Source organism: Pseudonocardia sp. Cha107L01 (assembly GCF_052566575.1).
Genome location: NZ_CP199579.1, coordinates 509,543 through 521,005, shown reverse-complemented (window position 1 = coordinate 521,005; position 11,463 = coordinate 509,543). Strand labels below are relative to the sequence as shown.

Below are 11,463 nucleotides of genomic sequence, written 5' to 3'. Positions count from 1 at the left end.
GCCACTTTTATGCCCTCAGGTGGCGGGGTGCGACTCGACCTCGGCCGGTCCGCCGCGCTGCTCGGGCAGCGGTGCCTCGGTGGCGGCGGACGGGGATAACTCCGCCGTGAGCTCGCCGCCGTTCTGTTCGGGCACCTCGAGCCGGGGCCGCGGCTCGCCGACCGGGGTGTGCTCGGCCATCGCTCCGGTGGCCCGCCAGGATAGGTTGACCAACTCGGCGGCTACCGCGACGACCGTGGTGGCCCGCCGGTGGGCCTGCTCGCGCAGCATCCGGTAGGCGGCATCCAGGTCGACCCCGTGGCGCTCGGCGAGCATGCCCTTGGCCTGTTCGATCGGGCCCTGCCGGTCCAGCGCGGTGGTCAGGCTGGCGACCAGCGACGCGGAGTGCCGGTAGGCCTCGATGTTGCCGAGCGCGGCGCCGAGTACGTCGGCCAGTGGAGCCAGTTCGCTGAGCAACCCGCTGGCCAGCGTGTCCATGGTGCGGCCGAACAACTGCAGGCAGCCGACCAGTTCGTCGGCGCCGCGCAGCGCCACCACCGCCGTGACCGGCAGCCCCACCCGGGCGGCGGCCTCGGCGAGGCCGGCGCGGGCGGACTGGGTGAGGTCTTCCAGGGCGGTGTCCCGGCCGGCCCTGATCGCGGCCGAGCCGATACCGAGGCCGAGTTGCTGCACCAGCCGGGTCAGCTGCTCAGCCTCCGGGTGCGAGGCGACGAGGATGCGTACCGCGCCGGTGGACCCGTCGAACACCACGGCGGCGCAGCCGGCGAGCCCGCAGAGTTGGGTCAGCTGCCCACACACCCCGCGCAGCAGGGCCTCCGCGTCATGCTCGGTGACCGAGGTCGTGGCCACCCCGAGGACCAGCTCGGCCAGCCCGGGGCGCGGCTGTCGCGGCCCGCCGCGCCACCACGAAGGGTCGGGCGCGTGGTTCGGCGGGGCGGACAAACCGACGGTCCTTTCCGGGGGCCGCGACGGCGAGCGCGGGAGAATGCGAGCCAACGCGCAGCATGACTGAACGTGACCGATCTGTACCGTAGCGCACGCTGGGGGACGCGAAGATATCACCCGCTCGTGTGTATCAAGGATGGCCTGAGTATCGGGTCGGCACGCCTGGTCGAGCGGGTCCGGTGACCCCGAAAGTGGTCGACGGTCGACTGCTCCCGCCGCCGGCCGCGACCCACTCCGGGCTGGGCGAACTAGGCTGTCCGTGATGTCCGATCAGACTCGGCGTGGGCCTGGCCGCCCGCGCAAGGTGCCCGCCGGGGAGCAGCGTGCGCTGGTGCTGGCGGCTGCCCGCCCGGTGTTCGCGCGGGCCGGTCTGCGAGCGGCGACCATCGAGGAGATCGCCCAGCGCGCCGGGGTCACCCGGCAGGCCGTCTACGAGCAGTTCGGGGACAAGAACGCGCTGTTCGACGCTGTCGTCCTGGGCGTGATGGAGGAGCTGGACAACCTGTTCGGCACGCCTCCCGAGCTCGACGCCGAGCTTGACGACAGGACCTGGGTGCGGGCCCACTTCGGTCAGGTGCTGCGCTACCTGGACCTGCACCCGGATGCCGGGCAGCTCGTGCAGGAGGCGATCCGCACCCGGGATCCGGTGCTCACCCAGATCCGGCGGCGGGTGACGGGGGTGTACGTGGAGTCGCTGCAGCGGAGGTTCGCCCGGCGCGGCATCCACCTGGGTCGGTCGGCCGAGGCGCTGATCACCATGGCGGTCGGCATGGCGGAGGCGCTGAACGCCCTGTCCTGGCAGGGCAACGAGCCGGACACCGAGACGATCATCGACCTGCTGACCGACTTCACCGTCGGGGGCATGACCGCGATCACCGCCGGCTCGCCGGAGCTGTTCAAGAAGCTGGACTGACCCCGGTCAGTTGGATCCGGTCATGAACTCCCGCACCCGCCTGGCGTTCAGGTCGAGATGGCGCCGGCTGGCTACCCGGGCCTGCTCGGGATCGCGGGTGCGGAAGCTGTCCAGCAGCTCGCTGCAGGGCGGGGCGCCGCCCGGTATCAGTGCGGGGTGCATGCCGAGCTGGTCCAGCAGGGCCCGGACGCAGCGGTCGGTCTCCTGCCAGAGCGGTCGCAGGACGCGCAGATCCCACGCGGTGGCGGCCGGGGCGAGCAGCCGGACGTGGAACTCGCGGTGCGCGCGGTAGAACTCGTCCGGATCGACGCTGGTGTCGTGGTAGTCCGGGATGATGGCCGCCAGCTCGTCGAGGTCGGCGTCGGTGTGCAGCGTGCACGCCTGTGCACAGAGCTCCGGCTCGATGAGCCGGCGCATCCGGAAGATGCCGCCGAGCTCGGCCAGGTCGCGGCGGCTGGGCCGCTCGGTCGACCCGGGCGGGGCCGGTGTGGCGTCGCCCGGTCCCCAGGGCGGACCGCCGGACTCATTGCTGATCACGCCGCTGATCACGCCGCTGATGACGCCGCTGATCACGCCCAGCCTCGGTATCGACACCGCGCGCTCCACTCGTCGTCCATTCCCGATATCGCTGACCGAGGGCTCTTGCCCGTACGTTCGACAGAAGGGTGCCCGCTGCGTCGGTGAACCGGGGACCTTTTTCGTCAACGCTGTCGGAAATATAGGGTCATCGCGTCCGGTGGTGTCAAGTCGGAGCAGGTCGGGCCTGCTCAGGCCGTCAGGTCGGCCGCCCAGCCCTATTTCGCTTGACGCCTATTTCGCTTGACGTGGACATTCCCAGCGACTAGAACATACTCACGGTATGCGAACGCGCTGTCGGTGTGGTCAGCGGCAAGGAAGGTAGGGGCTCACGATGTCGGAGACCGTCGCGGAGGCCCAACCGAACTCGGACGAGGGGTACGTGTTCAACCCGTTCGCCCCGGGGTTCGCCGACGATCCCTACCCGCACTACGCCGAGCTGCGGGCCAAGGAGCCGGTCCACCAGCACCCGCTGGGTTTCTGGATCCTGGGCCGTCACGGTGATGTGGTCGCGCTGCTGCGGTCCAAGAACTCGGTGGAGGACCGTAACGCGGGGCCGAGCCCGGTGCGCGAGCAGCGCGCGGCGGCGGCCGGCGAGGGTGGCTCGGGCCCCGCCGCATCCATGCTGGACCGGGACCCACCTGATCACACCCGGCTGCGCAAGCTGGTCAGCAAGGCCTTCACCGTGCGGGCCATCGAGGCGCTGGAGCCCCGGATGACCGAGCTGGTGGACGAGGCGCTGGACCGCATCGAGGCGCGGATCGCCGAGGACGGTCGCGCCGACCTGGTCGCGGAGCTCGCCTATCCGCTGCCGTTCACGGTGATCTGCGAGATGCTCGGCATGCCGGACACCGACCATGCCCGGCTGCGGGAGCTGGCCGGCACCCTGGTCCGCTCACTGGAACCGGTGACCGACCCCGAGGTGATCGCCGCGATCGTGGCGGCCGGCCAGGAGCTCTCCGCGCGGATCGCCGAGGTGATCGCCGACAAGCGCACCTCTCCCGGTGACGACCTGCTCACCGCGCTGATCCAGGCCGAGGACGACGGCGACGTCCTGAGCGACGAAGAGCTGGTCGCGCAGGTCGTGCTGCTGTATGTGGCCGGCCACGAGACCACGGTCAACCTGATCGCCAACGGAGCCACTGCGCTGCTGCGCAACCCGGGCCAGTTCGCCCTGCTGGCCGGGCGCCCCGACCTGGACGCGAATGCCGTCGAGGAGCTGTTGCGCTACGACAGCCCGGTGCAGCAGTCCCGGCGGATCACCGTGGCGCCCTACGAGGTCGGCGGCCGGGTCATCCCGACCGGGTCCTTCGTGATAGCCGGGCTGGCCTCCGCGAACCGGGACCCGGAGTTCTGGGGCCCCGACGCCGACCAGCTGCACCTGGACCGGCCGAACGCGCGCGGCCAGGTGTCCTTCGGCGGCGGCCCGCACCACTGTCTGGGGGCCGCGCTGGCCCGGCTGGAGGGGCGGGTGGCCCTCGGCCGGCTGATCCGGCGGTTCCCCACCCTGGCGCTGGCCGGCGAGCTCACCTGGAACGGCCGGCTCAACCTGCGCGGCCCGGTCGCGGTGCCGGTGACCACCCGCTGAGCCGTTCGGGTGAAGCGTCGCCGAAGAGCGCGGCGCGTGTCAAAACCCGGCCAGCCAGTTCGACGCAGTGGCAACAGAGCGTCGAGCTGGAGGACAGGGTTATGACTACTCAGACGAGCACTCCGATCACCACCGCCCGGGCCGGGCGGGCTGGGCGGGCGCGCGGCGCGAACGTGGCGCTGTGGGTGCTGCAGGTGCTCACCGCCGGCGTGTTCGTGATGGCGGCGGTCCCGAAGGTCACCGCCGACCCGATGGCGGTCGCCGGCTTCACCATGATGGGCCTGGGCACCACCGGCATGTACCTGGTCGGCACCCTGGAGATCCTGGGCGCGGTGGCGCTGCTGATCCCGGTGCTCTGCGGACTGGCCGCGCTGGCGCAGGTCGCGCTGATGGTCGGCGCTGTGGCTATCACGCTGATCTTCTTCGGCTCCGGGCCGGTGCTGGTCCCGCCGGTCGCGGTCCTCGCGGTGGTGTCGGTGCTCGCCTGGGCCCGGCGGTCCCGGACCGTTGCGCTGATCGCCCTGATCCGCTCGCTGGTGCGCCGGTAAAACCCTCGCTGGAGCGGCCCTTTGCTCTGCGTAGGAATACGCAACAGGCTACGTAGAGCAAAGCGCGCTCGCGCGGCCACGAGATGAACGCTAACGGCCTAGAACGGCCTGGCAGTCGTGCGCCTGATGGATATGATCCGCGAAGTGGAGCCCAGTGCACGCCGGCCCAGTCCCGGTTCGCCGACCTCGTTGAAGGAGGCGAACCAGGCGCGGCTGATCGAAGCGCTGCAGTTCAGCGGGACGATGACGCAGGCGGAGCTGTCCCGGTTCACCGGGCTGGCGCCCTCCACGGTGTCGAACATCGTCCGCGAGCTGACCACGTCCGGCCTGCTAAGGGTGTCTCCAACGGTCAGCCACGGCCGCACCGCGCAGGCCGTGCGGCTGTCCCGGGGCGCCGGCGTGCTGGTGGCCGCCGACTTCGGCCACCGCCATCTGACGGTGGCGATCGCCGACCTGGCCTACGAGATCCTGGCCGAGGAACGGGTGACCCTGGAGTGGGATCACCGGGTGCACGACGGGCTGGCCGAGATCGGTCGGATCGTGGACCGGCTGCTGCCCACGCTGGGTCTTGGCCGCGAGCTGGTGGTCGGCGTCGGCATGGGGCTGCCGGCGCCGATCGACGTGCGGACCGGAGAGGTCGGCGCCCCTTCGCAGCTGCCCGGCTGGGTCGGGGTGGACGCCGCCGCGCTGGCCACCGAGACGCTCGGGGTGCCGGTCCGGGTGGACAACGACGCCAACCTCGGCGCGCTGGCCGAGGACCGCTGGGGCGCCGGCCGGGGCGCGGAGAACGTGGCCTACCTGAAGCTGTCCGACGGGGTCGGCGCCGGCCTGGTGATCCGCGGCGAGCTGTATCAGGGCTCGATCGGTACCGCCGGCGAGATCGGGCACGCCACCATGAATGAGTTCGGTGCCCTGTGCCGCTGCGGTAACCGGGGCTGCCTGGAGACCCTGGTCGGCACCCCGGCACTGCTCGGCCAGTTGGCGGCCACCCACGGCACCGGGCTGGCCATCGCGGACGTGGTGGCGCTGGCCCAGGGCGGCGACGTGGCGTGCCGGCGGGTACTGGAGGACGCGGGGCACCACGTGGGTGTGGCGGTGGCAAACCTGTGCAACATCTTCAACCCGGATCGGATTATCGTCGGCGGCGAGTTGGCGCAGGCCGAGGGTCTGATCGTGGAGTCCATGCAGCGCGCGCTGAAGCGCCAGGGCATCCCGAGTGCGGCGCAGGCGGTGCAGATGGTGCTGGCCGAGCTGGGCTCCCGGTCGCAACTCCTCGGGGCGTTGGTGATCGCTTCCGGCGGCGCGTCGCCGGCTGTCCTGGCGGCGGCGCGGGACAATTCCGTGGACGTCGCGCGGGTCGCCGACTAGCGCTCTGACCTGCACGGCGGATGCGCCGAATGGTCGAACGCAACTAGCATGGGTATGGCTTTCCGCATGCAAGTCTTGATTTCAAGGTGTGGCCCAGACCACACTAGGCTGCACGCGGTGTGGGCTGCCAAGATCAAGGAGGATCGAGATGGCCACAGCATCCGATGGTGGGGCACAGCAGGTGGGCGAGACGGGCCCGAATACCGGCCGGACCGTCCTGGTCGCCGGCACCGCCGCGCTAGGCGGGTTCCTGTTCGGGTTCGACACGGCCGTGATCAACGGTGCGGTCAAGGCGGTCGGTGACGCCTTCCATGCCAGTGCATTCCTGCTCGGCCTCGCCGTGGCGATTGCGCTGCTCGGCGCGGCGCTGGGTGCCTGGTTCGCCGGGTCGCTGGCCGACAAGTACGGCCGGATCCGGGTGATGGTGATCGCCGCGGTGCTGTTCCTGGTCAGCGCGTTCGGGTCGGGCTTCGCGTTCAGCATCTACGACCTCGCGTTCTGGCGGCTGGTCGGTGGTGCCGGGGTGGGCGCCGCGTCGGTGATCGCGCCGGCCTACATCGCGGAGATCTCGCCGGCGCGGCTGCGCGGGCGGCTCGGCTCACTGCAGCAGATGGCCATCGTGTCCGGCATCTTCGTCGCCCTGCTGGTGGACTTCGGCCTGGTGGCCGTCTCCGGCGCGGCGTCCGACCCACTGTGGTTCGGCATCGCCACCTGGCGCTGGATGTTCCTCTCGCTGGCCGTCCCGGCGCTGGTCTACGGCGTGCTGGCACTGACGATTCCGGAGTCGCCGCGCTACCTGGTGGCCAAGAACGACCTGGTCACGGCCGGTGCGGTGCTGCGCCGGTTCGTCGGCGGCGACGTCAAGGCGAAGATCGCCGAGATCGTCCAGACACTGGTCGGCAAGGATGAGCACGCGGGCATGTCGGTGCTGCGCAAGTCCGGTGGCGGGCTGTTGCCGATCGTCTGGGTCGGCATCCTGCTCTCGGTGTTCCAGCAGTTCACCGGGATCAACGTGGTCTTCTACTACTCGACCGTGCTCTGGCAGTCGGTCGGCTTCACCGAGCAGGACGCGCTGCTCACCGGCGTGATCACCTCGGTGACCAACATCCTCACCACGGTCATCGCCATCGCGCTCGTCGACCGGATCGGCCGCAAGCCGCTGCTGTTGGTCGGCGCCGCGGGCCAGTTCGTCTGCCTGCTCACGCTGGCGATCATCTTCGGCACCGCGCCGGTGGTCGACGGTGAGCCACACCTGGGTGGTGCCGGACCGATCGCGGTGGTGGCGTTCAACCTGTTCGTGGTGTTCTTCGGTTGCTCCTGGGGCCCGGTGGTCTGGGTGATGCTGGGCGAGATGTTCAACAACAAGATCCGGGCCGTGGCGCTGGCGGTGGCCGCCGCCGCGCAGTGGATCGCCAACTTCATCATCTCGGTGACGTTCCCGCCGCTGGCCAGCATCGGTCTGGGCTTCGCCTACGGCATTTACACACTGTTCGCTTTCCTTGCGGTGCTGTTCGTGATCAAGTTTGTGAAAGAGACCAAGGGCAAGGAGCTCGAGGACATGCTCTGACCCCGCGTCCGGGGTGCGGGATCGGCTGGCCAGCGGCGTTACTTGAGCAGAGGGAGACAGGCGATGGGGCTGGTCATCGGAGTCGACATCGGCGGCACGAAAGTGGCGGCCGCCGTGGTCGACGAAGACGGCGTGATGATCGACAAACTGCGGGTGGACACGCCGGCCGGCACACCCGGCTCGGTCAACGACGCGATCGCCGACCTGGTGTGGCAGCTGCGTGAGCGGCACGAGGTGGACGCGGTCGGGATGGGCGCGCCGGGCTTCGTCTCGGCCGACCGGTCCACCGTGCTGTTCACCCCGAACCTGTTGTGGCGGGCGGAGCCGCTCGGTGCCGAGATGACCGAGCGGCTGAAGCTGCCGGTCGTGGTCGAGAACGACGCGAACTGCGCGGCCTGGGCGGAGGTGCGGTTCGGTGCCGCCAAGGGTGAGCAGAACGTCGTGGTGCTGACCATCGGCACCGGCATCGGCGGCGGCATCATCATCGGCGGTCAGCTGGTCCGCGGCGAGTTCGGCGTCGCGGCCGAGATCGGCCACATGAACGTGGTCATCGAGGGCGGACTGCGCTGTGGCTGTGGCAACCGGGGTTGCTGGGAGCAGTACGGCAGCGGCCGTGCCCTGGTCCGGGACGCGCAGGACTTCGCCCGCATCTCGCCGTCGCTGGCCCAGCGGATGCTGGAGTTGGCCGGCGGTGACCCGGAGAAGATCACCGGCCCGGAGGTCACCCGGGCGGCCCAGGAGGGCGACCCGGCCGCGCTGGAGATCTACCGGGTGATCGCCGGCTCGATCGGCTACGGCATGGCCGACCTGGCCGCCGCGCTGGACCCGGCGGTGTTCGTGATCGGTGGCGGGGTGGCCGACGCGGGGGAGCTGTTGCGTGAACCGGTGGAGAAGGCGTACCTGGAACGGCTCACCGGGCGCGGCCGCCGGCCGCTCGCCAAGGTTCTTATTGCGCAACTGGGCGGCGAAGCGGGCATCGTAGGAGCCGCGGACCTGGCACGCTTGCCACACTGACGGCCGCCGGTCGCCGGCCGAGGCACACCAGCTGAAGCTCGGCGGCAGCGGATAGCGGCGATCGGGCCGCTACCCGCTCCTCGGCGGACCTTCCCGACGCAGAGGAGGCACAGATGGCCGTCCATCCGCGCGCCGGCACACCGGCGCTTCCCGAGGACCTCGTTGATCTCGACAAACTGATCGGCGCCTACTACGACGAGCACCCGGACCCCTCGGTGGCCGCGCAGCGGGTCGCGTTCGGCACCTCGGGGCATCGCGGTTCCTCGCTGAACGCGACCTTCAACGACGACCACATCGCCGCCACCAGCCAGGCCATCTGCGAGTACCGGGCCGGGCAGGGCACCACCGGGCCACTGTTCATCGGCCGCGACACCCATGCCCTGTCCGAACCGGCCTGGCGCACCGCGATCGAGGTGTTCGCGGCCAACGGGGTGGACGTGCTGGTCGACGCGGATGCGGGCAGCGTCCCGGGGTTCACGCCGACCCCGGCGGTGTCGCACGCGATCCTGCGGTTCAACGCGCCCGGCCCGTCCGCGCTGGCGGACGGCGTGGTGGTCACCCCGTCGCACAACCCGCCGCCGGACGGCGGTTTCAAGTACAACCCGCCCAACGGCGGCCCGGCCGACACCGACGCCACCGGCTGGATCGCCGACCGGGCCAACGAGCTGCTCGAGGCGAAGCTGGCAGGCGTGTCGCGGACGCCGTTCGACCGGGCGATCGGCTCCGAGCGGGTGCGCCAGTACGACTTCCTCAACACCTACATCGAGGACCTGCCGGCGATGGTGGACCTGGACGCCATCCGCGGCGCCGGGGTGCGGATCGGGGCGGACCCGCTCGGCGGCGCGTCGGTGGCCTACTGGGGCGCCATCGCCGAGCGCTACAAGCTGGACATGACGGTGGTGAACCCGGCGGTGGACCCCCAGTTCGGGTTCATGACGCTGGACTGGGACGGCAAGATCCGGATGGACTGCTCGTCGCCGTACGCGATGGCGTCGCTGGTCTCGCGCAAGGATGAGTTCCAGATCGCCACCGGCAACGACGCCGACTCCGACCGGCACGGCATCGTCACCGCCGACCACGGCCTGATGAACCCGAACCACTTCCTCGCGGTGGCCATCGGCTACCTGTACCGGCACCGCAACGGCTGGCCGGCCGATGCCGGGGTCGGCAAGACGGCGGTCAGCTCGTCCATGATCGACCGGGTGGCGGCCGACCTGGACCGGCGGCTGGTGGAGGTGCCGGTCGGCTTCAAATGGTTCGTGCCGGGCCTGTTGAGCGGGAGCATCGGCTTCGGCGGCGAGGAGAGCGCCGGCGCGTCCTTCCTGCGGTCCGACGGCACGGTGTGGACCACCGACAAGGACGGCATCATCATGGCGCTGCTGGCCTCGGAGATCCTGGCCACCACCGGGCGCAGCCCCAGCCAGCACTACGCCGAGCTCACCGACCGGTTCGGCGCGCCGGCCTACGCCCGCATCGACGTGGCCACCACCCGGGAGGCCAAGGCCCGCCTCGGCAAGCTCTCCGGCGACGACGTGACCGCCACCGAGCTGGCCGGCCAGCCGATCACCCAGAAGCTGACCGCCGCACCCGGCAACGGCGCGCCGCTCGGCGGGCTGAAGGTGGTCACCGAGTCGGGCTGGTTCGCCGCCCGCCCGTCCGGTACCGAGGACGTCTACAAGGTGTACGCGGAAAGCTTCCAGGGCCCGGAGCACCTGGCCCAGATCCAATCCGAGGCCCAGGACGTGGTCTCCGCCGCGCTGGGAGGCGATGCCTGAATGAAGGTAGGGCTGCTCACCAGGGAGTACCCGCCGAACGTCTACGGCGGTGCCGGGGTGCACGTGGACTTCCTGTCCCGTGAGCTGCGCCCGCTGGTCGACCTGACCGTGCAGTGCTGGGGCGAGGACCGGGAGGGGGCGCACGGGCACACCCCGAGCTCCGCGATGGCCGGCGCGAACCCGGCACTGGCCACCCTGTCCATCGACCTGTCGATGACCGCCGCCGTGGCCGACCGGGAGCTGGTGCACAGCCACACCTGGTACGCGAACATGGCCGGCTACCTGGCAAAACTGCTCTACGGCATCCCACATGTGGTCACCACGCACTCGCTGGAGCCGCTGCGGCCGTGGAAGGTGGAGCAGCTCGGCGGCGGTTACGCGCTGTCCTGCTGGGCGGAGAAGAGCGCGATCGAGAACGCCGACGCGGTCATCGCGGTGAGCCACGGGATGCGCTCGGACATCCTCAAGGTCTATCCGACGGTGGACCCGGAGAAGGTGCGGATCGTGCCCAACGGCATCGACTCGCAGATCTACCAGTACACCGACGACCGGTCCGCCTGGGTCAGGTACGGGCTGGACCCGGACCGCCCGACGGTGCTGTTCGTCGGCCGGGTGACCCGGCAGAAGGGCGTGCCGCACCTGGTCCGGGCGGCGGCCAAGTTCGACCCGAAGGCGCAGCTGGTGCTGTGCGCCGGCGAGCCGGACACCCCGGAGCTGGCCAAGGAGTTCATCGGCCTGGTGGACGAGCTGCAGGCCAGCCGCGACGGGGTGCACTGGATCCAGCAGATGCTGCCGCGCGACGAGGTGATCCAGCTGCTGTCCGGGGCGACCGTGTTCGCCTGTCCTTCGGTGTACGAGCCGCAGGGCATCGTGAACCTGGAGGCGATGGGCTGCGAGACCGCCGTGGTGGCCAGCGACGTCGGCGGCATCCCGGACGTGGTCCGCAACGGGGTGACCGGTCTGCTGGTGCCCTACAGCGCGGCCGACCCGCGTGGTTTCGAGGACGCCTTCGCGCAGCGGGTCAATGAGCTGTTGGACAACCCGGAGCGGGCGCGGGCGATGGGGTTGGCGGGCCGGAAGCGGGCCGTCGAGGAGTACGGCTGGGGGGCGATCGCCGCGCGCACGGTCGCGATCTACCGGAGTCTGGAAAGCCAGCGTTGACCGACCAG

10 protein-coding genes are annotated in these 11,463 nt (G+C 70.7%); 8 read left to right on the top strand and 2 right to left on the bottom strand.

The window, feature by feature from the left end; translation table 11 throughout:
• Positions 1-15: 15 nt before the first annotated feature.
• The gene (locus tag ACTXG6_RS02450; RefSeq protein WP_445186125.1) at positions 16-942 is read right to left on the bottom strand and encodes an ANTAR domain-containing protein; all 927 of its coding nucleotides are present in this window, start codon (positions 940-942) and stop codon (positions 16-18) included.
• Between the two features lie 265 nt (positions 943-1,207).
• Here ACTXG6_RS02450 and ACTXG6_RS02445 point away from each other — a divergent pair, with 265 nt between their 5' ends.
• Entirely contained in the window at positions 1,208-1,858 is a 651-nt protein-coding gene (locus ACTXG6_RS02445) for a TetR/AcrR family transcriptional regulator (protein ID WP_445186124.1), read from the top strand.
• A gap of 6 nt (positions 1,859-1,864) precedes the next feature.
• Here the strand turns inward: ACTXG6_RS02445 and ACTXG6_RS02440 are convergent, their stop codons facing one another.
• A complete protein-coding gene (locus tag ACTXG6_RS02440; RefSeq protein WP_445186123.1) occupies positions 1,865-2,452 on the bottom strand; it encodes a GntR family transcriptional regulator in 588 nt (195 codons plus the stop codon).
• 316 nt (positions 2,453-2,768) lie between these two features.
• Between ACTXG6_RS02440 and ACTXG6_RS02435 the strand changes: the two genes are divergently transcribed.
• The 7 genes from ACTXG6_RS02435 (at position 2,769) to glgA (ending at position 11,455) form a co-directional block, all read left to right on the top strand.
• Entirely contained in the window at positions 2,769-4,022 is a 1,254-nt protein-coding gene (locus tag ACTXG6_RS02435) for a cytochrome P450 (RefSeq protein ID WP_445186122.1), read from the top strand.
• A 101-nt stretch (positions 4,023-4,123) separates the two neighbouring features.
• A complete protein-coding gene (locus ACTXG6_RS02430) occupies positions 4,124-4,570 on the top strand; it encodes a DoxX family protein (RefSeq protein ID WP_445186121.1) in 447 nt (148 codons plus the stop codon).
• A 126-nt stretch (positions 4,571-4,696) separates the two neighbouring features.
• Positions 4,697-5,938, top strand: coding sequence for an ROK family transcriptional regulator (locus ACTXG6_RS02425; RefSeq protein WP_445186120.1), 1,242 nt, complete (start codon positions 4,697-4,699; stop codon positions 5,936-5,938).
• Between the two features lie 148 nt (positions 5,939-6,086).
• Positions 6,087-7,505, top strand: a complete 1,419-nt coding sequence (locus ACTXG6_RS02420; RefSeq protein WP_445186119.1) for a sugar porter family MFS transporter — start codon at positions 6,087-6,089, stop codon at positions 7,503-7,505.
• Positions 7,506-7,568: 63 nt separating this feature from the next.
• Positions 7,569-8,519 (top strand): ROK family glucokinase, encoded by a 951-nt coding sequence (locus ACTXG6_RS02415; protein ID WP_445186118.1) that lies wholly within the window; start codon positions 7,569-7,571, stop codon positions 8,517-8,519.
• A 113-nt stretch (positions 8,520-8,632) separates the two neighbouring features.
• Positions 8,633-10,294, top strand: a complete 1,662-nt coding sequence (gene pgm / locus ACTXG6_RS02410) for a phosphoglucomutase (alpha-D-glucose-1,6-bisphosphate-dependent) (protein WP_445186117.1) — start codon at positions 8,633-8,635, stop codon at positions 10,292-10,294.
• Entirely contained in the window at positions 10,295-11,455 is a 1,161-nt protein-coding gene (gene glgA, locus ACTXG6_RS02405) for a glycogen synthase (protein WP_445186116.1), read from the top strand.
• Positions 11,456-11,463 lie beyond the last annotated feature (8 nt).

Excerpts from the sequence above, each read along its gene's own strand:
- ACTXG6_RS02445 (WP_445186124.1), top strand. The coding sequence starts at position 1,208 with ATGTCCGATCAGACTCGGCGTGGGCCTGGCCGCCCGCGCAAGGTGCCC.
- ACTXG6_RS02435 (WP_445186122.1), top strand. The coding sequence starts at position 2,769 with ATGTCGGAGACCGTCGCGGAGGCCCAACCGAACTCGGACGAGGGGTAC.
- ACTXG6_RS02430 (WP_445186121.1), top strand. The coding sequence starts at position 4,124 with ATGACTACTCAGACGAGCACTCCGATCACCACCGCCCGGGCCGGGCGG.
- ACTXG6_RS02425 (WP_445186120.1), top strand. The coding sequence starts at position 4,697 with ATGGATATGATCCGCGAAGTGGAGCCCAGTGCACGCCGGCCCAGTCCC.
- ACTXG6_RS02420 (WP_445186119.1), top strand. The coding sequence starts at position 6,087 with ATGGCCACAGCATCCGATGGTGGGGCACAGCAGGTGGGCGAGACGGGC.
- ACTXG6_RS02415 (WP_445186118.1), top strand. The coding sequence starts at position 7,569 with ATGGGGCTGGTCATCGGAGTCGACATCGGCGGCACGAAAGTGGCGGCC.
- pgm (WP_445186117.1), top strand. The coding sequence starts at position 8,633 with ATGGCCGTCCATCCGCGCGCCGGCACACCGGCGCTTCCCGAGGACCTC.
- glgA (WP_445186116.1), top strand. The coding sequence starts at position 10,295 with ATGAAGGTAGGGCTGCTCACCAGGGAGTACCCGCCGAACGTCTACGGC.